18 protein-coding genes and 1 pseudogene are annotated in these 21,538 nt (G+C 56.1%); 7 read left to right on the top strand and 12 right to left on the bottom strand.

All coding sequences use genetic code 11. The annotated features are described in order from the left end of the window. The first annotated feature begins 25 nt into the window (after positions 1–25). Positions 26–1,156, top strand: a complete 1,131-nt coding sequence (gene queG, locus CKX93_RS07100; RefSeq protein ID WP_076756027.1) for a tRNA epoxyqueuosine(34) reductase QueG — start codon at positions 26–28, stop codon at positions 1,154–1,156. Here the strand turns inward: queG and fbp are convergent. Continuing rightward, a complete protein-coding gene (fbp, locus tag CKX93_RS07095; RefSeq protein ID WP_076756026.1) occupies positions 1,141–2,163 on the bottom strand; it encodes a class 1 fructose-bisphosphatase in 1,023 nt (340 codons plus the stop codon). The genes queG and fbp overlap by 16 nt on opposite strands. Positions 2,164–2,227: 64 nt before the next feature. On the opposite strand from fbp, the gene CKX93_RS07090 reads away from it, so the two are divergent. Continuing rightward, positions 2,228–3,721 (top strand): SLC13 family permease, encoded by a 1,494-nt coding sequence (locus tag CKX93_RS07090; RefSeq protein ID WP_076756025.1) that lies wholly within the window; start codon positions 2,228–2,230, stop codon positions 3,719–3,721. Here CKX93_RS07090 and pgi read toward each other — a convergent pair. Continuing rightward, complete coding sequence (gene pgi / locus CKX93_RS07085; protein WP_076756235.1) at positions 3,716–5,368, bottom strand: glucose-6-phosphate isomerase; 1,653 nt, start codon at positions 5,366–5,368, stop codon at positions 3,716–3,718. The two genes, CKX93_RS07090 and pgi, sit on opposite strands and share 6 nt — an antisense overlap. Positions 5,369–5,610: 242 nt before the next feature. On the opposite strand from pgi, the gene soxA reads away from it, so the two are divergent. From soxA to ppc, 4 genes are all read left to right on the top strand, one after another. Beyond that, entirely contained in the window at positions 5,611–6,456 is an 846-nt protein-coding gene (soxA, locus tag CKX93_RS07080; RefSeq protein ID WP_076756234.1) for a sulfur oxidation c-type cytochrome SoxA, read from the top strand. Positions 6,457–6,486: 30 nt separating this feature from the next. After that, positions 6,487–7,179, top strand: coding sequence for a sulfur oxidation c-type cytochrome SoxX (gene soxX, locus CKX93_RS07075; RefSeq protein WP_076756233.1), 693 nt, complete (start codon positions 6,487–6,489; stop codon positions 7,177–7,179). A 115-nt stretch (positions 7,180–7,294) separates the two neighbouring features. Further along, positions 7,295–8,746 (top strand): glycogen synthase GlgA, encoded by a 1,452-nt coding sequence (gene glgA / locus CKX93_RS07070; protein ID WP_076756024.1) that lies wholly within the window; start codon positions 7,295–7,297, stop codon positions 8,744–8,746. Further along, entirely contained in the window at positions 8,743–11,583 is a 2,841-nt protein-coding gene (ppc, locus tag CKX93_RS07065; RefSeq protein ID WP_076756023.1) for a phosphoenolpyruvate carboxylase, read from the top strand. The genes glgA and ppc overlap by 4 nt, the downstream gene beginning before the upstream one ends. Here the strand turns inward: ppc and panD are convergent. The 10 genes and pseudogenes from panD to CKX93_RS07015 all read right to left on the bottom strand — a co-directional run bounded on the left by panD (position 11,580) and on the right by CKX93_RS07015 (position 20,226). Beyond that, a complete protein-coding gene (gene panD / locus CKX93_RS07060; protein WP_076756022.1) occupies positions 11,580–11,960 on the bottom strand; it encodes an aspartate 1-decarboxylase in 381 nt (126 codons plus the stop codon). The two genes, ppc and panD, sit on opposite strands and share 4 nt — an antisense overlap. Positions 11,961–12,038: 78 nt before the next feature. Beyond that, positions 12,039–12,887 carry a pantoate--beta-alanine ligase gene (gene panC, locus CKX93_RS07055; RefSeq protein WP_076756021.1) on the bottom strand — a complete coding sequence of 283 codons (849 nt, stop codon included), beginning with the start codon at positions 12,885–12,887 and terminating at the stop codon, positions 12,039–12,041. Positions 12,888–12,889: 2 nt separating this feature from the next. Next, positions 12,890–13,702, bottom strand: coding sequence for a 3-methyl-2-oxobutanoate hydroxymethyltransferase (gene panB / locus CKX93_RS07050; protein ID WP_076756020.1), 813 nt, complete (start codon positions 13,700–13,702; stop codon positions 12,890–12,892). Positions 13,703–13,721: 19 nt separating this feature from the next. Continuing rightward, complete coding sequence (locus tag CKX93_RS07045; protein ID WP_076756232.1) at positions 13,722–14,378, bottom strand: deoxynucleoside kinase; 657 nt, start codon at positions 14,376–14,378, stop codon at positions 13,722–13,724. Continuing rightward, complete coding sequence (gene folK / locus CKX93_RS07040) at positions 14,365–14,877, bottom strand: 2-amino-4-hydroxy-6-hydroxymethyldihydropteridine diphosphokinase (protein ID WP_076756019.1); 513 nt, start codon at positions 14,875–14,877, stop codon at positions 14,365–14,367. The genes CKX93_RS07045 and folK overlap by 14 nt, the downstream gene beginning before the upstream one ends. Beyond that, entirely contained in the window at positions 14,874–16,157 is a 1,284-nt protein-coding gene (gene pcnB / locus CKX93_RS07035; protein ID WP_076756018.1) for a polynucleotide adenylyltransferase PcnB, read from the bottom strand. Before pcnB ends, folK begins: the two co-directional genes overlap by 4 nt. Positions 16,158–16,226: 69 nt before the next feature. After that, positions 16,227–17,441, bottom strand: a pseudogene (locus tag CKX93_RS07030) (peptidoglycan DD-metalloendopeptidase family protein); the annotation flags it as partial. Between the two features lie 282 nt (positions 17,442–17,723). Then, positions 17,724–18,470 carry an acetoacetyl-CoA reductase gene (phbB, locus tag CKX93_RS07025; RefSeq protein ID WP_076756017.1) on the bottom strand — a complete coding sequence of 249 codons (747 nt, stop codon included), beginning with the start codon at positions 18,468–18,470 and terminating at the stop codon, positions 17,724–17,726. A 43-nt stretch (positions 18,471–18,513) separates the two neighbouring features. After that, on the bottom strand, positions 18,514–19,005 hold the full coding sequence (phaR, locus tag CKX93_RS07020; RefSeq protein ID WP_076756016.1) for a polyhydroxyalkanoate synthesis repressor PhaR: 492 nt from the start codon (positions 19,003–19,005) through the stop codon (positions 18,514–18,516). A gap of 36 nt (positions 19,006–19,041) precedes the next feature. Next, complete coding sequence (locus CKX93_RS07015) at positions 19,042–20,226, bottom strand: acetyl-CoA C-acetyltransferase (RefSeq protein WP_076756015.1); 1,185 nt, start codon at positions 20,224–20,226, stop codon at positions 19,042–19,044. 206 nt (positions 20,227–20,432) lie between these two features. Here CKX93_RS07015 and phaE point away from each other — a divergent pair, with 206 nt between their 5' ends. Continuing rightward, entirely contained in the window at positions 20,433–21,524 is a 1,092-nt protein-coding gene (gene phaE / locus CKX93_RS07010; RefSeq protein ID WP_076756014.1) for a class III poly(R)-hydroxyalkanoic acid synthase subunit PhaE, read from the top strand. Positions 21,525–21,538 lie beyond the last annotated feature (14 nt).

Raw genomic sequence — 21,538 nt, 5'->3', positions numbered from 1 at the left:
TGGATTTATCGCGTTTGAGTAAGCCATGCAACACGCACACAACACTCAAGACATGCAGGCACTAGCAGAGCAGATCCGCCAATGGGGGCGTGAGTTGGGCTTTGATGCCGTGGGGTTTTGCGATACCGATTTAAGCGCGCATGAGCAGCATTTACTCAACTGGCTAGATCAAGGGCGGCATGGGGATATGCAGTATATGGCACGCCATGGCACGAAACGCAGCCGGCCCGAAGAGCTCATCCCCGGCACCCTGCGCATCATCTCCTTGCGTATGCAGTATTTCCCCACTGCGGCGCGTGAACCTTGGTCGGTGATTGAGGATAGCGAGCTGGCCTTTGTCAGCCGCTATGCGCTGGGCCGTGACTACCACAAGTTGATGCGCCAGCGCCTGCAGCAGCTGGCCGATCGCATTGAGGCCGTAGTGGGCCCTTTTGGCTATCGAGCTTTTGTCGACAGCGGCCCGGTGTTGGAAAAAGCCCTGGCGGAGAAGGCTGGACTGGGCTGGATTGGCAAGCACACCAACCTACTCAGCCGTGAGTGGGGATCCTGGTTTTTTCTCGGTGAGTTGTTTACCGATCTACCGCTGCCACTGGACCCAGCGGGCACTGAGCACTGCGGTACCTGCAATGCCTGTATCGAGATCTGCCCGACGCAGGCCATTGTTGCCCCATTTGAACTAGATGCGCGCCGCTGCATCAGCTATTTGACCATTGAAAACCGCGGCAGCATCCCCGAGGCCCTGAGGCCGATGATGGGTAACCGCATTTATGGCTGTGATGACTGCCAGTTGGTCTGTCCTTGGAATCGTCGCGCCAAGCTCGGCGTGGAGCCGAGCTTTCAGGCGCGTCATGGTCTGGATGACGTGGCACTCATCGATTTGTTCGCTTGGGATGAAGCAACCTTTCTCAAGCGCACAGAGGGCTCAGCAATCCGCCGCATTGGCCATGAGTGCTGGCTGCGCAATATCGCCGTGGCCTTGGGCAACGCGCCGAGCACTCCCGCAGTGATTGCTGCTTTACGCAGCCGCCAAGATCATCCTTCAGAGTTGGTGCGCGAGCATGTCGCCTGGGCTTTAGCGCGCCATGAAGCCTCGGCTGATGCACACTCTGGGGCGAGTTCGGGACCAGATTCTGGGACGGCTCAAGCCTCGGGATAATCCGCCAGATGCTGCAAAAGCGTCTGAACCATATCGTGGGACCCAACATAAAACGGCACGCGCTCATGCAAGCTTTGCGGCTGGCGCTCGAGAATGCGACTGCTGCCATCACTGGCTAGGCCGCCGGCCTGCTCGGCGATAAACGCGATAGGGTTGCACTCATACAGCAGCCGCAACTTGCCACTGGGGGCTTTTTGCGTCGGCGGATACATGAAAATGCCGCCCTTAATCAAATTTCGGTGTACATCCGACACCAACGAACCAATATAGCGGGAGCTATAGGGGCGGTTCGTGGCCGCATCCACCACCTGGCAATACTTCATGTACTGTTTCACGCCCTGCGGAAAGTGGGCGTAGTTGCCCTCATTAATGCTATAAATCGCGCCTTGAGGCGGCGTTTGCATATTGGGATGAGACAGGCAGAACTCGCCAATACTGGGATCCAAGGTGAAGCCATTAACCCCCTTACCCGTGCTGTATACCAGCATCGTCGACGAGCCGTAGATAATGTAACCGGCGGCCACCTGTGCCAAGCCGGGCTGCATGAAATCGCTCAGGTCGGCCGGTGCGCCGCGATCAGATAGGCGGCGATAGATAGAGAAAATCGTCCCCACCGAGACATTGACGTCGATATTGGAGGAGCCATCCAACGGATCCATGCAAAACACGTACTTGCCATCACGACTCAGGCCATCTTCAAACAGGGTGATCTCTTGATCTTCCTCTGAGGCGATCGCACAGCATTCGCTGCTGCCCCGCAAGGCATCGATGAAGTGTTGATTGGCGAACAGGTCCAATTTCTGGACGTCCTCACCCTGCACATTGATATCGCCAGCGCGGCCCAGAATATCCACCAAACCCGCCTTATTGATCTTCTTATTGACGATTTTGGCGGCCACACCCACATGATGCAGCAACCGCGACAATTCGCCCTTGGCATAAGGAAAATCCGCCTGACGCTGGATAATGAATTCGTTCAGCGTGGTAATCGTATATGAAGCTTGCATAACGGCTCTTCTTTTATAGTTTGCGGCTGCAATCATACCAGCGGGTTGGCTACAATAGCGGGCAATGGCTCAAGACATTGACCTACCCCCCAAAAGCTCCGACCCTCCCGCTACTGGTCTTTGGCGGCCCCGACTTGGGTTGGTGCTGGGCCCGCTGGTGTTTGTTGTGATGCTGGTGGCGGGCCCGCCGGGTGAGATGGATCAGCATGCGTGGTCAGTAGCAGCGCTCACTGCCCTGATGGCTATTTGGTGGGTCACCGAAGCCATTCCGATCCCTGCCACGGCCCTGCTGCCTGTGGTGCTTCTGCCTTTGATGAATGCCAGCAGTATTCAGGCAGCGGCAGCGCCTTATGCTAACCCGCTGATTTTTCTGTTTTTGGGCGGTTTCATTATCGCGCTCACCATTCAGCGCTGGGGCCTGCATCGACGCATCGCGCTGTTTATTCTTGGCTTAGCCGGCAAGCGCCTCGATCATTTGGTAGGCGGCTTTATTCTCGCCACCGCGGGACTCAGCATGTGGGTGAGCAACACCGCCACAGCGGCGTTGATGTTGCCCATTGGCATATCGGTATTGACGCTGCTGGATGAACGCGGACTGTCCCCCGAAGAAATACGCCAAATGGGCGTGGCGCTGCTATTGGGCATTGCTTTTGGCGCCAATATTGGCGGCATGGCGACGCTGATCGGCACACCACCGAATGCCTTACTGGCGGCTTACATGGGCGATCAGTTCGACTTGCAGATTGGCTTCGCCCAGTGGATGTTGCTGGGCGTACCACTGGCCACCATTCTACTGGTGTGCACTTGGTACACCCTATGTCGCTGGACCTTCCAGATCTCGCGCGAGCCGATGCTGGGTATTGATGCCCTGCTGGCTCAACAACGCGAGCAACTGGGCTCCATGCGCATGCAAGAAAAGCGCGTCGCCGTGGTATTTGTGTTGGTGGCATTGGCTTGGGTATTGCGGCCCTGGCTAGAGGGCCTTTTACCCGGGATAGCCATCAGCGATGCCGGCATAGCGCTGATGGGGGCCTTGCTGCTGTTTGTGATCCCCGCCAACTTACAGCGCCATCAATTCCTGATGGACTGGGAAACCACGCGTCAGCTGCCCTGGGGGGTATTGGTTCTGGTGGGTGGGGGCTTAAGCCTAGGCACCGCCATCGGCCAAAGCGGCCTTTCGGATCATCTAGCGGCGGCGCTGTCGCAATTAAGCAACTGGCCCGTGGGCCTACTGATGGCCTTAACGGCGTTCACCGCCATGCTGCTCAGCCATGTCACCAGCAATACCGCCACCGCGGCCACCCTGCTGCCGCTGGCCGCCTCGTTGGCAATAAGCCTCGGGATTGAGCCTTTGCTTTTGGCGGCGCCAGTGGCCTTGGCCGCTTCATGCGCTTTTATGCTGCCGGTAGCCACGCCGCCCAACGCGATTGTCTTTAGTAGCGAGCGACTGCAGGTGCCGGATATGGTGAACGCCGGCTGGCGCTTAAGCCTGATCGCCTTGGCGCTGATCACCTTGGTGGCCCTGCTGTTTTTACCGGCGTTTAATGCCTGGCTATGAACTCTGTCGGTAACGTCTGACCGTTTGGATCAAAGCCTGAGTTGAGGCATCGTGCGGGCTTGGCGGCGCGTCTTGACGGAGATCCTTGAGCACCTGCCGGGCCAGCTGCTTGCCGAGCTCAACCCCCCATTGATCAAAGGAATTGATGTTCCAAATGACGCCCTGCACAAAAACCTTGTGTTCATAAAGTGCCAACAACATGCCCAGCGTTTTGGGATCGAGCTTGGGGAACAGCAGGGTGTTGCTGGGACGATTACCGGCGAACACCCGATGCGGCGCCAAGGCGGCGATTTCTGCTGGGCTATGCCCGGCCTCTTGCATCTCATGCGCCACTTGCTCTTGGGTCTTGCCCTGCATCAGCGCCTCAGCCTGAGCCAACATATTGGCCAGCAGCATCTCGTGATGCTCGCCCAGCGGATAATGAGACTGACAAGGCGCGAGAAAATCACAGGGAATCAGATGCGAGCCCTGGTGGATCAACTGATAAAAAGCATGTTGGCCGTTGGTACCGGGCTCGCCAAAGATAATGGGACCCGTGGAGTAATGCACAGCCCGCCCTTGGCGATCTACTGACTTGCCATTGCTCTCCATGTCCAGCTGCTGCAAATATGCCGGCAGTCGGTGCAATGGCTGATCATAGGGCAGCACGGCGTGTGCGGTCGCACCGAGGAAGTTGTGATACCAAACGCCGAGCAGACCCAGAATCACCGGCATATTGCGGGCCAAAGGTGCCTTGCGAAAATGCTGGTCCATGGCATGCGCGCCCGCCAGTAACTCGCGAAAGCGATCCATACCCACGCTGATGGCTATCGACAGGCCAATGGCAGACCATAGGGAATAGCGGCCGCCGACCCAATCCCAAAAGCCAAAGCGATTGGCCGGATCGATACCGAACTCACTGACGGCGCGGGGGTTGGTGGAGATGGCCACAAAATGCTTGGCGATATCTTCTTCCTGCCCGCCTTGTTCGAGGAACCAGCGCCGCGCGCTGTGGGCATTGGTCAGGGTTTCTTGGGTGGTGAAGGTCTTAGACGCAATAATAAACAGCGTGGTCTGCGGCTTTAGCCCCGCCAAAGCCTGAAGCAGGTGGGCGGCATCGATGTTCGAGACAAAATGCATGCGCAGGCGCGGATGCGCGTAGGGGCGCAAAGCCTCACACACCATCAAGGGCCCCAAATCCGAGCCGCCGATACCAATGTTAACCACGTCGGTGATGGGCTCGTCGGTAAATCCCTTCCAGTCACCCTCACGAATGCGTTGCACACAATCCTGCATCTGATCCAAGACCGCATGAATCTGCGGCAGAATCGTCATATCCCCTCCAACCGCCCCGTCTCGCCGCGGATCTCGCAGCGCAGTATGCAAAGCGGCCCGCCCCTCCGTGAGGTTCACCGCCTCGCCCGTGAACAATGCCTCGCGCATCTGCGGTAGCTGAGTGGCCTCGGCCAAATTCAGCAGCAGCTGCAGCGTCTCATCCGTGATTCGGTTCTTGGAGTAATCCAACAAAAGCCCATTAAGGCTCAGACTAAAGCGGTCAAAGCGCTGCTCGTCATGGGCAAATAGGTCTTGCAGCGTTATTTGGTGCATGGTCTTGGCATGAGTCTGCAGTGCCTGCCATGCCGGACTGGCGGCGGGTGTTATGGACATCATGCGTAGTGATTTGGTTTTAGCATTATGGAAGCAAAAGATACCCGAGCCTGCGGCCGTGAGAAAGCATCACGGGTTTAGTCGGAACATTAGAACTTTCTGTTATGTAATTATTCCTTGACAAGCTTATGGGTCTTGATCAGTCTATGACGGTGTCAAATTGCGGATTCGCAAAAAATCAGATGACACTCGAGGCGGGGGACACCGCCATCGGCTCTGTTAGTGAACACTTGGAGGATTCCATGCTTAAGAAAGCCCTGTTCGCGCTGCCCCTAGCCCTTGCAGTCGGCATGCCGGCCCATGCGGATATGCGCGAAAATCCCGCCGACGTGCTGCGTCATGTCATTAACACTCTGCCTGATTCAGTTTACCTCACGCAAAGTGAGCAGAACCTGATGATGATGGAGGACAACCCGAATCTCTGGACCGTTGAAGACGGGCGTGAGCTTTTTTATGCCGAGCGCGGTCCGAATAATGTCTCGCTAGAAACTTGTGACTTTGGTAAGGGTCCGGGTGTGCTAGAAGGCGCTTATGTGGAAATGCCGCGGTTTTTTGCCGACACCGGTCGGGTGATGGATTTGGAATCACGATTGGTGCACTGCATGATCACCATTCAAGGCTTTGCTGCTGATGATCCGGCAGTACGCCAGCGTCATGGGTCGAACTCCGATCACATGAAGCTGCAAAGCTATATCACCTTCCAATCCAATGGCTTGCCTTGGAATCCTTCTTTGAGCCACCCGCTTGAGCGGGCCATGCGTGATGCCGGTGAGCAGTTGTTCTATCGCCGCGCTGGCGCTTTGGACATGAGCTGTCAGACCTGCCACGAGCAAGAAGGCAAGCGTATTCGCGCTTCGGTGCTGCCCAGTATCAATCAGCCGGCTGAATGGACTAAGGCCATTTCTTGGCCCGCCTTCCGCGTCGGTCATCAGAACTCACGCAGCACCCAGCACCGCGTACGCGGCTGTTACTGGCAGATGCGTCAAGGCCAGATCGTAGCCGGCAGTGATGCCTCGATTGCGCTGATTGCTTTCTGGACGGACGCAGCCCGCGGTCAGCCCGCGATTTTGCCCGACATGAAGCGCTAAGACCGGATGCCAAAGGAGAGTATGAAAATGATGTTTGGTAAAAAGAAAATCCTGGCTGGCGGTCTGGTTGCCTTGGCATCCGCTGCCGTCATCCTCGCAGGCTGCGCCTCTCAGGAGAAAGAAGACTATGCACTGGCCTATTACACGCAGATGTCTGCGGCGGAATTGGCGGAGCATCTGATCTTTGAGAAAGGCGGGTTCAATTTGGACCAGCCGACTCAGGAAGGCACCACGGTGCGGGAACGTCAAACTCAAGATGATCTCAACATGGTCTGTTCTGAGTACCGCAACCGCCCACCCGCTGACGTGGCTGGGCAGATCGTCACAGAGGCCCGAGCCAGCATGAAGTATCCAGAATATGGGCTGGAATTGGGTGACTGGCGTCGCGGTGCCGAACTGGCCTGGTCCGGTTTTGGCTTCCGCGTCGGCCATAACGTTGATAACCATGAGCGTCGCGAAGTCGGTGGCAACTGCTATAACTGCCACAGCATGAGTGAAGGCCGCACCGGTGGTTCGCTTGGCCCAAGCTTGGTGGGCTATGGCAAGACCCGCGGTGACAGCCTCGAAGTACGGCGCTTCGTCTATGAAATGATGTACAACCCGCATGCCTACTTCCCTTGCACGGAAATGCCGCGCATGGGCCACAACGGCCTGCTGAGCGCAGAAGCCATGGCTGACATCATGGCCTACCTGCTGCACCCCGAGTCTCCGGTTAACCGATAGACACAGGGTTAAACGGGGTACGACCCTCTTTGGGGTCGTACCCCTTTTTTTTGACTGACGAATGGGGTACGACCCCAGATGGGGTCGTACCCCATTTTTGTTATAATATTCGCCCATGAGAGTCCTGTTCGCGACTAGCGAAGCACATCCGCTGATTAAGACTGGGGGCTTGGCTGATGTGTGTGGCAGTCTGCCACCGGCGCTCAAACGACTGCGTAACGATGTGCGCATGATTCTTCCAGCCTACCCGCAATGTCTAGCCAATGCCGGCAAACTTAAGTCGGTTGCCCGCTTTCAGGTCGCCGGTTTTGACCAAGATATTGAACTGCTTGAAGGCCAGCTGCCAGGAACTCGGGTACCGCTTTACTTGGTGGACTCACCACTGCACTTTCAGCGCGCCGGCGATCCTTATCGGGCCTCGGATGGCCGCGATTGGCAAGACAACCACCTACGTTACGCGCTGTTTTGTCGGGTCATTGTCCAGCTTGCACTCAATCGCCTAGATTTGGACTGGGCGCCTGAAGTCTTACACTGTAATGACTGGCAGACAGGCCTCGCGCCGGCTTTTTTAAGCCAACACAGCCCTCGGCCAGCCAGTCTCTTCACCGTGCATAATCTGGCTTACCAGGGCCTTTTTGCGCCGCACGCCGCCGATGAACTCATCCTCCCGCCCGAGTTTTGGCGCATGGATGCTCTGGAGTTTCATGGCCAGATTAGCTTTATCAAAGGCGGGCTGGCCTTTGCTGATCGCATCAATACCGTCAGCCCTACCTATGCCCGAGAAATTCAGACCACGCAGTTTGGTCATGGTCTGGATGGCCTGTTACATGCGCGCTCGGCGCATCTTTCCGGCATTTTGAACGGCGTAGATTATCGACAATGGGATCCCGTCAAAGACAAACATTTACCGGCACGCTACAGCACCGACGATCTCTCGGGTAAAGCGCAGTGCAAAGCCGCATTACAGGCCACATTTGGTCTGACGCCCGATGCCGAGAAACCGCTGCTGGTGCATGTAGGACGCATGGTGGCGCAAAAAGGCGTAGACCTGATTCTCGGCGCCTGCGAACCTCTGCTCGCCAAGAAAAGCATACAGCTGGTGATTCTCGGCAGTGGTGAAAAAGCTCTGGAAACACAAGCCCGCGGCATGGCTGCGCGCCATGCTGAGGCTATGGGCCTGAAAATAGGGTATGACGAGGCGCTGGCGCATCAGATCGAAGCCGGCGGTGATCTGTTCCTGATGCCCTCGCGCTTTGAGCCCTGCGGGCTGAATCAAATCTATAGCTTGCGCTATGGCACGCCGCCGCTGGTGCGGCATACTGGAGGCCTAGCCGATACGGTCACAGATACCAGCAGCGAAACCTTAGCTGCCGGCAAGGCCACCGGCTTTGTCTTTGATGCCGCCAGTGACAAGGCCCTGCTCAACACCATACAGGGTGCATTAAAGGTTTATGCTGACACCGCAACCTGGCAGCAACTGATGCTTACCGGCATGAAGCAGTGCTTCGACTGGGAACTCAGCGCCCGCACTTATCACGATCTCTACAAGGAATGCACCAAGGCATGACCACCAGCGCTTTAACCGCACCGCCGCCACCGCCTAGAGATCGATTTTTGCGTGCTCGCGTGAAGCTGTTTGGTCAGCTACTGGGCAACATCATCCGGCGCCTTGAGGGTGATGAGGTTTATAACGCCATCGAAACCCTACGCAAGGGGTTTATCAGCCTACGCCAGCAGGAATCAGCCCAGAAACGTACTCGCTTGATGCGACTGATTAACGAGCTCAGTCCGCAAACCCTAGAGACCGTGATCCGCGCCTTCAGCATCTATTTCAGTCTGGTCAATCTGGCTGAAGAAGACTTTCTCTATCAAGAACGACGCCGCCAAGTCAATCAGGGCGGGCCGCTCTGGCTGGGCTCCTTTGACCAAGCGATGCGCGAATTAAAAGCCGACGGTGTGGAGGCCGATCGACTGCACGAATTATTGTCCCAATGTCGCTATATGCCGGTGTTCACTGCCCATCCCACCGAAGCACGGCGGCGCACGGTGATGGAAGCCCAACGACGCATCTTTATCGCTGCTGAGTCCCTGAACAAACCCAAGCTTAGCCAACTAGAGCGCGCTGAAATCAGCCGCCAACTGGAAACCCAAATTCAGGTCTTGTGGCGCACTAATGAAGTCCGCGTCAGCAAGCCCAAAGTCTTAGATGAAATCAAATATGGCTTGTTCTATTACGAAGAAAGCCTGTTTGCTGCCGTGCCCTTAGCCTATCGCTTGTTAGAAAAAGCCATCCGGCGCAATTATGGGGTCGATGATCAAGGCCGCTCGGCGATCCCCGTGCCCAGCTTGTTGCGCTTCGGCTCGTGGATTGGGGGCGACCGAGATGGCAATCCCCATGTCACGCCCGAGGTGACCGCCATGGCCTGTCGTCTGGCAATGAAACAAGTGCTGGGCGAGTATTTACGACGTGTGCATGATTTGCGCTTTGTGCTCACCCATTCCTCGCTGATGTGTACACCCAGCCAAGAATTTTTGGATAGCCTAGACGAGGATGCCAGCCTAGGACGGGTAGTCTTTAAAGCCGGCATCAATCCGATGCTCACCGAGCCCTATCGGCGCAAACTCTATTTCATTCGCCATCGCCTATTTGAAACCCGAGAGACCGTGCGCCGCCGCATTGAGGGGGAAGTGGCGGTACTCCCCGCGAAAGCTGCGTATCGCGACCACCATCAGCTGCTGCGTGATCTGTATCTGATTCGCGATTCGCTGATCAGCCATGGCGACGGTAATATCGCCGGCGCTGACCTGACCGATCTGATTCGCTTGGTAGAGACTTTTGGCTTCCACCTGCATCATCTGGATGTGCGCCAGGAATCTTCCGAGCACACGGCGGCGCTGGACAATATTCTTAGCGTCAGCGGCCGCTGTGAAAATTACGCCGAACTGGATGAAGCCGCACGCCTCGATTTATTGGGTGAACTCCTGAAACAGCGCACATTGCCGGAGCTCGATCGCGATGGGCTCAGTGAGCACGCGCGCAATACGCTGGCGGTCATGGATGTGATGGCGCAGATGCGCGGTGAAGTCGGGGCCGAAGGCATGGGCACCTACGTGATCTCGATGACCCACGCTGCCTCACATGTGCTTGAGGTGCTCGTGCTGGCGCGCTTTTGTGGCTTACTCAGCGGCGCGCAGGATGACCAGCCTTTTTGTTGGGTGCGCGTTGCCCCGCTGTTTGAAACCATTGAGGATTTGCAACACGTCGAGCAAGTCCTCTCCAGCCTATTAAGCCATCCCGCCTATGCCACCTTACTCAAAGCCGCCGGCAATACTCAGGAAGTCATGCTCGGCTACTCCGACTCCTGTAAAGATGGCGGCATTTTAGCCTCAGTCTGGAATTTGTATCAGGCACAAAAAACCATTATTGCAATCACCGAGACTCATGGCGTTGGCTGTCGATTATTCCATGGCCGCGGCGGCACCATGGGTCGAGGCGGCGGCCCCACTCATGAAGCCATTCTGGCTCAGCCGCCTGGCACGGTTCAGGGACAGATCAAGTTCACGGAACAAGGCGAAGTCTTATCCTACAAGTACAGTAACGTTGAGACCGCCGTTTATGAACTCAGCGTTGGCGCCACGGGCTTAATCAAAGCCAGCCGCGGTCTGATTGGCGCCGGCAGAAAAGACGATCAAACCTTCATGGAAATCATGACGCAACTGGCCAGTAGCGGCGAAAAAACCTACCGCAACCTCACCGACCATACTCCCGGCTTGCTGGATTACTTCTATGAAGCCACCCCAGTGGAGGAAATCGGCCAATTGAACATTGGCTCGCGGCCCTCGCACCGGCGCCAGGCCGATCGCTCAAAAAGCTCGATTCGTGCTATCCCATGGGTATTCAGCTGGGCGCAGTCGCGCCACACACTACCCGCTTGGTATGGCATTGGCGCCGCTTTAAGGACTTGGCGCGGTGAAGATGCGGCACGTTTGGCGCAGCTGCGCGCGATGTACGCACAATGGCCGTTTTTCCGCGCCTTATTGTCCAATTGCCAAATGGCCCTATCCAAGGCCGATATGGGTATTGCCGGTGAGTACGCCGAGCTTTGTTACGATCAAGAACAGGCAACCGAGATCTACCGCCGCATTCGCGCTGAGTTCATGCGCACGGTGGAAGAAATCCTTTTGATCAGTGAGGCGCCCTCCATACTGGCGGATAACCCCACCTTGGCGCTGTCGTTGCTCAGACGTAATCCATATCTGGATCCGCTCAACCATATCCAGATGCGGCTACTGCAGGGCTATCGCCAAGCCATAGCCAGCCATCAGGCTCAGGACAATCCGTGGATTTCACCGCTGCTGCGTTCGATTAACGCCATCGCTGCGGGCATGCGCAATACCGGTTAAGCAGCCTGCGTCGCAATCTCGTTACTGGTGCCGGTGACGTCGTTATGCTCATTCAGATACACCAGCGAAGGCTTGAACAAATCCGCTTCTTCGGCGGTCATTTGTGCATAGGAACAAATGATCACACGGTCGCCCGGATTGGCCTTATGCGCTGCAGCGCCATTCACTGAAATCACGCGGCTACCCGCTTCAGCCAAAATCGCGTAGGTGGTGAACCGCTCACCGTTGGTAATGTTATAGATCTGGATTTGTTCGTAGGGACGAATCCCAGCCATGCGCATGAGATCGGCATCAATCGCGCAGGAGCCTTCATAATCCAGCTCAGCATGGGTTACCGCTGCACGATGCAGCTTACACTTCAGAAGCGTCAACAACATCTTCATTCCCTCCTACCGGGACTCGGCCCCCGTGGACCACTTGCCCGGGGAAGACTTTGTGCGGTCGCTCATGCACCGCTACAAGTCAATCGTTATATTATCAATCAGTCGGGTCTCACCCAACCAGGCAGCGCCCAAAACCACCAATGCACGGTCAACAGACTGCGGCACCCCTAGGTCATTTTTTCGCCGCACTGCAACATATTCAGGCCGTAGGCCAGAAATTTCAAGTCCTGCCATCGCTTCCTGCTGCAAAAATGCGTGATCGGACTCTCCCGCCACCAGCCTTTCCACCACCCGCTGCAGGCACCTATAAAGCGCTGGCGCCTTACGCCTTTCATCGGCATTCAGCCTGCGGTTGCGAGAGCTCATCGCCAACCCATCCGCCTCGCGCAATGTGGGTGCAGACTCAATATTAACGGGTATATTCAAATCAGCAACCATTTTTCGGATCACCAACTGCTGTTGAAAGTCTTTTTCGCCGAAAACAGCGACATCCGGCTGCACCAGATTAAACAGCTTAAGCACCACGGTAGCCACCCCATCAAAATGCCCAGGACGGTGCTCACCTTCCAACATATCACCCAGCTCAGGGACATGCACACGGCTCACCCGAGACTGATCCAACGGGTAGACTTCACTGGCCTCAGGAGCAAATACGGCATTCACGGGCAAAGCCTGCAGCTTCTCGAGATCGGTCTCGAGAGTACGCGGATACGCCGCCAAATCATCGGCGCGATCAAACTGCAAAGGATTCACAAAAATACTCACCACCACCTGATCAGCACCCTTAGCCGCTTGTTCCACCAAGGACAAATGTCCCTCATGCAGCGCGCCCATGGTCGGCACCAGCGTCACACTGGCATGACTTTGGCGCCAATCGTGCCGCTGCTGCCTTAAGGCAGCGACTGTTTGTATCAGCTGCATACTCAGGAAAAACTCTGCGCCGCTGCGGGGAATTCTCGGGATTTTACCGCAGCCACATAGGCGCTGAGCGCCTCCTGAATACTGCCGCGGCCTTTAAGAAAGTCTTGAGTAAACTTAGGCGGACTAGCGGTTATCCCCAGGACATCATGCATCACCAGGATCTGACCATCACAACCGCTGCCGGCACCAATGCCGATCACCGGAATGTGCACTTCTTTTTGAATGCGGCTGGCTAAGGCTGAGGGCACGCATTCCAGCAATAACATATCGGCACCAGCCTGCTGCAGCGTCAGCGCATCGGCCAACATCTGCTCTGCCTGTCTGTCCTCACGACCCTGGACGCGATAGCCGCCCAGCTTGTGTACCAGCTGCGGCCGTAAACCCAAGTGGGCGCAAACCGGGATCCCATGCGCGGCAAAGCTAGCGACAATCTCTTGCTGCTGGGCATCACCTTCGAGTTTAACCATTTGCGCCCCACCGTCCTGCATCAAGCAGGCAGCGGTCTCCAAAGCATGCTCCAGCGTCACATAGCTCATAAAGGGCATATCCGCGATTAGCCAAGCCCGAGATAGACCGCGCGCCACCGCCTGAGTGTGGTACACGATATCCTCGACCGTCACTGGTACGGTGGTTTCATGACCTTGCACCACCATACCCAAAGAGTCGCCCACCAGCACCACATCCACCCCAGCGGCATCCGCTAAGCGCGCTTGCGAGTACTCATAGGCGGTTAAACAGGCGATGGGCTCAGCGCGCTCGCGCATAGCGTGCAACTGCCTTAGATTCAATCTCTGACTGTGGTGCTGAACACTCACGGACAAGCCCTAGTTTGGCCTAGCGCGGCTGATCAACAGCCGGCAGGGGGTTAAAGAAATGACGTCCAACGCGCACGCTTTGCATGAATTCCAACAGCTGCTGAAAATCGGCATCACGATTCACCCAGTCAATCTCACTGGCATTCACAATCAGCAATGGTGCATCGGCATAATGATAGAAGAACGTCGCATAGGTATCACTCAAACGCTGGAGATACACCCGATCAATGAGCTTCTCATAACCTCGACCACGGCTTTGTATGCGTTGTCGCAAAACCTCAACCGGCGCTTGTAAATAAATCACCAAATCTGGCTTGGGGACGTCCCGCTGCAGGCCTTCGCGAATCTGTCGATAAAGACGATACTCTTCAGCATCCAAGGTGACTTGAGCAAACAAATCATCTTTGTCGATGACAAAATCGGTAATGCAAATCTCCTCATCGGGAGAGGATTCCATGCCCCGCAATTGTTTCAGCCGCTGGTTTAAGAAAAATAGCTGCGTGGCCAAAGCATGTGCTTTGGGATCCTGATAAAAGCGCTCCAGAAAGGGATTGCCCTCGGGCGCCTCCAAAATGAGATGGGCATTTAATGTCTCGGCCAGCCGCCGAGACAGACTGGTCTTACCGACACCGATAGGACCCTCAACAGCGATATAACGGGCTTCAAGGCTTGTCATGCGCCAAACCATAGCATAAGCCAAGGGCTTTTATGCCCTCATCGGCGCAAGCGGCTTTGAGATCTCCCACCATGCCCAGTCCAGGAATCCTCAGGGCCGGGGCAATCTCGGCCAGTGGCCACAAAACAAAGGGCCGCTCGGCCAAGCGCGGATGTGGCACTGTCAAGCGCGCATCGGCGATGTCAACATCCTCATAGACAAGAATATCAAGGTCTAACGGGCGTGGCCCCCAGTGCTCGCCAGCGCTGCGCCCCTGTTGTTGTTCCTGCGCCTTCAACACATCCAGCAAGGCCCAAGGACTGAGCTCGGTGCGCACCCGAGCAACCGCATTGACAAAATCCGGCTGATTTTGCGGACCATGGGGGCGGCTTTGATAAAAGCCAGAGACCGCTTCTAAAATCATAGCTGGATGAGCCTTGAGCGAATCCAGCGCACACGTGAGCTGAGCTTCAGGCGCTTCAATATTGGCACCCAATCCCAAATAAACCCTAGCGCTCATTCGCGCTTGCGTGGCCGCCGTCGGCGCCGGCGTTTGGCGGCGCCGCTACCACCCACCTCAGCCATCTGGCGTTGCTCATCGGGCTTCAGTTCCTGAATTTTGGTCCACCACGCACAGCCTTCCTGCAACGCCTCACCCGAGTGCGCCCGCAGGCAATAAAAATCATAGGCGGCGCGAAACCGGGGGTGACTCAAAAGACGCAGCGCGCGGGCGCCTCGACGCTGTTCGAGTCTTGGCTGCAGTTCCCAAATCTCCCGCATCACCAGGGAAAAGCGTTTGGGAATCATGATTTGTTTGGCTTGGCGTGCCAGCACTTCCGCACCGGCCTGTTGCAGCGCAGGCAACAAACTCTCACCCGCATCGACCAAACGCTGCGCCTCATGACGCACCGGCTCCCATAACAATACGGCATACAAAAAGGCGGGGTGCACGCCCTTGTTTTCGCGAATACGGGTATCGGTATTGCGTAGGGCGTTAGCCACAAAAGTGATCGGAAAACCCTGCTCTTCCTGGGCCAGACTGTGTTCGGTAAGCGGAAACAGCCGCGCAAAAAGTTCATACTGGCGGAGCATCTCAAAGGTCTGCAGACCATGACCGGCGTGAAATAACTTGATCACCTCGTCGAACAGACGCGCGGGCGGTACATCCGCCAGCAGCGGCCCGAATTGTTTGAGCGCTAGGCGCGTCCCATCATCCAGCATAAAGCCCAGCTTGGCGGCAAAGCGCACAGCACGCAGCAAGCGCACCGGATCCTCGCGGTAACGCACCTCAGGCTCACCAATCAACCGCAGCCGACCCTGGCGCAAATCCTCCATGCCACCGGTGTAATCCACCACCGAAAAATCCGCAATGTCGTAATAGAGCGCATTGATGGTGAAATCCCGCCGCCACGCATCCTGCTCAATCGTGCCGTAGACGTTATCGCGTAAAATGCGCCCATCCGCCATCTCCGCTTCGTGTTCCTCGCTCTCCTCACTGTCATGTGGCGCGCGAAACGTGGCCACTTCGATGATCTCGCGACCAAAATGCACATGAGCTAAGCGGAAACGTCGGCCGATCAGGCGACAATTACGAAACAAACCACGCACCTCCTCCGGATGCGCATCGGTGCCGACGTCAAAATCCTTGGGCTCACGGCCCAAGAGCAGATCACGCACGCCACCACCGACCAAACAGGCGCGATAGCCAGCCTCACGCAAGCGATAAAGAACGCGCACCGCATTGGGGCTGATATTCGCCCGAGAAATGCCGTGTTCGGCACGGCCATAGATTCGTGGCATAGAGCCACTGTTGGCTTTCAATGGATTGACTGACACAAGAGACGTTCGCTAGTCACAACAGACCGCAGTTTACATGGCCTGCTCAGCAAACGGTAACATCGCGATTGGCCCCATCTCACGACCCTGTTGTACTTGAGCCAACATCTCGCTGCTGCTGTGTTTGAATTGTTCCAGTTCCTCACCGGTCAAGCGCTCGCTAGTGGGAAGCTCGGCGCGCATGACATTCACCGCTCGGCCACCGATATGCAGCTCATAATGCAGATGCGGCCCGGTGCTTCGCCCGGTATTGCCCGACAAGGCAATGCGCTCACCTCGCGTCACCCGTTGCCCCGGACGCACCAAGGAGCGACTTAGGTGCAAATACCGCGTGCTGTAACCCTGGCCATGCTCGATGACAATAAAGCGCCCCGCAACGGGATGGGTTTCCACGCGCGTCACCCGGCCATCGGCGGGGGCCAAAATGGGGGTCCCGATGGGCATGGCCCAGTCCGTGCCATAGTGCGGGGCAACACGCCCGGTCACCGGGTGACGCCGGCGCAAATTGAAATGCGAGGTAAGGCGATGCTCGCCGGCAAAGGGTCGACGATCAAAGGGTGGCAATAACCCTTCACCATCAGGCCGATAAAAGCGCCCATTACTGTGACGAGCGGCGCTGACGCGAATCAATTGGCCGTTGTATTCAAACGCCAGCAGTCGGAATTCCAGCGGCTCACGATCACCGGGCAAGATTTCCTGTTCCACCAACAGCGTAAAACTGTCTCCACTGCGGGCGCGATCACGAACCGGCAGATGGCGATCAATCAAAACAGCCAAAGCGGCTACTGAGCGCGGCGTCAATTCTGCAAACTGAGATAAGGCTTCGGAGACACTGCGGTCGATGGTAGCGGTGATGACCATCTGTGACACTTCACCCCGAGTGGCCACCTCACTGCGCGCAAAATCCCATCCCTCGGCCTCGCGTTCCCACTCCACACCCGAAGTACGATTGGCCCAGATCCGCAAATGGGTCAGATAGCCTTCATCATCGACCCGCCATTCAATCAGCTGCCCGGGGCGTATGCGGTTGAGAATTCGCGCATCATCGCGATCAGCCAGCAGCCGATACAGAGTTGCCTGCGGCAGGCCCCAATCGCGAACCCACAAAGTCGAGAGACGATCACCCTGACGGAAGCGATACTCTTCCCAGACAACATCACCCTCGCTGATGACCAAATCGTCTTCGTCAAGGACAAAGGTTTCATAAGAGGTATGGTCGCCAAACTCGGTATCTAGCAGCATGTCGTCTACACCGACCGGCAAAGCCAGCGGAGTCAGTTGCTCAGACACGCCATTTTTGGAGGGAACGAAACCAGAAAGTATTGGGGGGTAGAGAGCCGTGGCGATCATTCCCAGCGCCACACAAACCATCAAGAATTTTAGGTTCAGCCTCATCGTGGGCATAAACCCCCCTCAAATCCCCAAACTGCGTGCGAGAATAACATGGCCTTGGAGGGATTGCGACTCTTCGCTCGCCATAAAAATGGGCCCCAAAGGGCCCATTTCTTAGCATCAAATGCGGATATTTGTTTAGAACGAAATAAACAAACCGCCATTGACCGGAATGTTGGCACCCGTAATATAACCGGCCTGCTCGTCACACAACATGGTCACTGCAAAGGCGATATCCTGCACCGTGCCCATTCGGCCGGCTGGGACCTGTGCGACGATGGCATTACGCACATCTTCGGGCATAGCGTCGGTCATGGCTGTTGATGTGTAGCCCGGCGAAACCGTATTGACCGTGACACCCTTGGCCGCAGTCTCCTGAGCCACTGCCATGGTAAATCCATGCATACCGGCTTTGGCTGCTGAATAGTTGGCCTGGCCAAACTGACCGCGCTGACCATTCACCGAGGAAATATTGACAATCCGACCCCAACCGCGATTGGTCATACCTTCAACCAGATGGCGGGTGACATTAAAGACGCTGTTAAGGTTGATGTTAATAACATCAGTCCACTGCTTTTCTTCCATCTTACGCAGGGTCTTATCACGCGTGATGCCGGCACAGTTCACCAGAATGTCGACTGGCCCAACGCGACCCTCGATATCCTTGATCATCTCCTCACAGGAAGAAAATGAGGACACATCACCAGCAGCAATGTGCATATTCAGACCCTCATCGGCCATCTGCTTTTGCCAAGCTTCGGCTTCGGCCTGCAGGGCAGGCAAATAATTGGCCACAACCTCATGGCCCGCCTCAGCTAATTTACGGCAGATCTCGCTACCAATACCTCCGGTACCCCCAGTCACTAATGCGATGCGCTTACTCACGATTTTCAGACTCCTGTTCTGTTGTTCTGTGAAACGTTTAAATTTATTTGTCGTCTTCGGGCTTTGACTTGTCGTCAGGCTTACCGGCCAAGCCCGCCGCGCGGAAAAACTCTGACTGCATATCCTGCCAGAAAGACATGTTTCGGCGCGTCATCTCCGCCATATCCCAGGCAGCTTTACCCCCCACGATCTCGCCCATACGCTGGTTGAAATCGCGCTGCTGATCAGCGAAGAACTTGAGACTGTGATCCAGATATCCAGAAAATGCCTCATGCACCGCCTCGTCATAGAAGCGGATAAAACGCAGCAGCATATCGGTAGTGAATAACGGCTCACCGCCGGTTTCCTGTTCGGTAATAATCTGGATCAAGATACCGCGCGTGATGTCCTCCCCCGATTGGCTGTCCACTACTTTCACTGGCATATTCTCACGCACCAGTTTTTGGACATCGACCATGGTCACATAACGACTTTCCTCGGTATCATACAGACGCCGATTCGGGTACTTTTTAATCAGCCGAGCTTCTGCACTCATGGCTCTCCCCTCATATTTATCGTCATAAAATAGTGCTCAGCAGAGCTCCACGGCCAAGGCTACACCCTGACCGCCGCCGATACAAAGCGTCGCCAAGCCACGTTGGGCATTCAAACGCTGCATGCCGTGCAGCAAAGTCACCAGCACGCGCGCGCCGGAAGCGCCAATAGGGTGACCAATCGCGATCGCCCCGCCACTGACGTTCACTTTCGACAAATCCCAGCCCATGGATTTATTCACCGCGATTGCCTGAGCAGCAAAGGCTTCGTTGGCCTCCACCAAATCTAAATCTGAAGGTTTCCAACCGGCTCGTTCCAAACATTGGGTGGTCGCCGGAATGGGGCCGGTGCCCATGATACGTGGATCCACGCCGGCCGCCGAGAAAGCCACCAGCCGGGCCAGCGGCTTCAGCCCCAGTTCTTTAGCGCGCGACTCACGCATAACCAGAACACCTGCCGCCCCATCGTTAATGCCGGAAGCATTACCGGCAGTCACAGAGCCCTCTTTACTGAATGCTGGGCGCAGTTTGGACAATGACTCAGCGGTTGTGCCATGACGCGGGAACTCATCGGTATCAAATACCACGGTCTCGCCACGTTTACGGCCGGGCACCTCGATGGGTGCGATTTCGTCCTTAAAATAACCGGCTTTTTGCGCCGCTTCAGCGCGTTGCTGCGACTGCGCTGCAAACTGATCTTGATCATCACGACTGATAGCGTATTCACCGGCGACATTTTCTGCGGTCGTCCCCATATGGAAGTCATTAAAGGCGCACCACAGCCCATCCTTAATCATGGTGTCGACCAGCTTCCAGTCACCCATTTTTTGTCCCTGGCGAGAGCGCGGCAGCGCATGCGGAGAGGCCGACATATTCTCCTGGCCACCAGCGATGACGATATCCGCATCGCCCGCCATCACTGCATGCCAAGCCAATTGCACTGCTTTTAGGCCGCTGCCACAGACTTTGTTGATCGTATAAGCGGCGCTGGTGTGCGGCAAACCAGCTTCAATCGCTGCTTGACGCGCCGCATTCTGACCCACACCTGCCTGCAGCACTTGTCCCAGGATGACTTCATTGACCTGATCAGGCTTAACACCACTGCGCTCGAGCAGAGCTTTAATGACATGCGCTCCCAAGGTTGAGGCAGGCACCTGAGACAATGAGCCTCCGAAGCTGCCAACAGGGGTACGCGCGGCACTGACAATAACGATGGATTCCATGCTGAGTCTCCTGCAGGGGCGGGTCGCCCACGTTTATCTGGCTTTAGTTTGGGGTTTATACCAGAAGGCGGGGGTGCAAAACCAAGACATGACGCATGAATTAATGATTTTGCTGCACCGCACAATCCTGTGATATGCTATGTATTCAGATCCCAAAAAATCGAATTTTAAGGGATCACTTTAGAACATCTTGAGGAGAGTACCCGATGTCCGAATCCAAAAACTTCAGCGCTGATGATTGGCTGCAAGCGCAGAAAACCTATTGGGACGCCTGGATGGACATGAGCCGCAAGGCCATGAGCCAGCCCGGAGCGCCGGCCTGGTCTGACGCTGTTGATCAGTGGTGGAAAATCGCTGGCGGCAACCTACCAGAAGCCACCCGCCCCTACGCCCAACCCATGATGGACATCGGTCGTAGCTTTTTCACTACCGCAGAAAAGCTGTTCCAGGGTGCTAGCGCGGACAACGGCAACCCCATGAACGCCGTCAATCAGTGGCTGGATCAAATGACCCAAGGCTTTCAGGCGATGTCTGTTGGTCAGGTGCCTGGCAAAGATCTGAACGCCTTCTGGAAAATGCCCATGGATACTTGGAATCGCGTCGTGTCCAACTTCATGCCGATGCCAGGTGATTTCATGCAGGCGCTGCGCCCCGAGATGCCCTACGGTGATGCTGCCAAGGAACAAATGGACCGCTTCTTGTCGGTTCCAGGCGTTGGATATACTCGTGAGTCCCAAGAACAGTATCAGCACTTGGGCAAATTAATTCTCGACTACCAGCAGGCTTCGCAGCAGTATCAAACGGCTTTCGCTCAAGTCGGCTTAGACACCATTGAGCGCTTCCGTGCCCGCCTCGAAGACATCGCGGAGAAGGAAACACCGATCAACTCCGCTCGCGGCTTTTATGACGTCTGGGTCGATGTGGCCGAGGAAGTCTATGGCGAGTTTGCCATGTCCGAGGAATATGCGCGCGTCTACGGCGAGATGATTAACCGTTTGATGGCCGTGAAAAAACACGGATCCACCATCACCGACGAGGTGGCGGAGAGCTTGAATATGCCGACCCGCCGCGAGGTCAACACCTTGCATGAACGCCTGCAGGAAAGCCGTCGCGAGATGTTTCGCATGAAAAGTCAGCTGCATAAGCTGACCAAGGCACAAAAAACCGCAGCAAGCGCTTCCAGCAGCACGACTCCTGCCGCCAGCAAACCTGCCGCCAGCAAACCTGCCAGCAGTAGCGCGGGATCCGGTAGCAAATCATCCACCACCAGCGCCCAGAAACCGGCAGCCAAGGGTTAATAGGAGCCATCGAT

Origin of the sequence: Ectothiorhodosinus mongolicus (assembly GCF_022406875.1) — a bacterium.
Lineage (GTDB): Bacteria > Pseudomonadota > Gammaproteobacteria > Ectothiorhodospirales > Ectothiorhodospiraceae > Ectothiorhodospira > Ectothiorhodospira mongolica.
The sequence above is the reverse complement of the archived record's forward strand: the minus strand, read 5'-3'. Positions and strand labels throughout refer to the sequence as shown.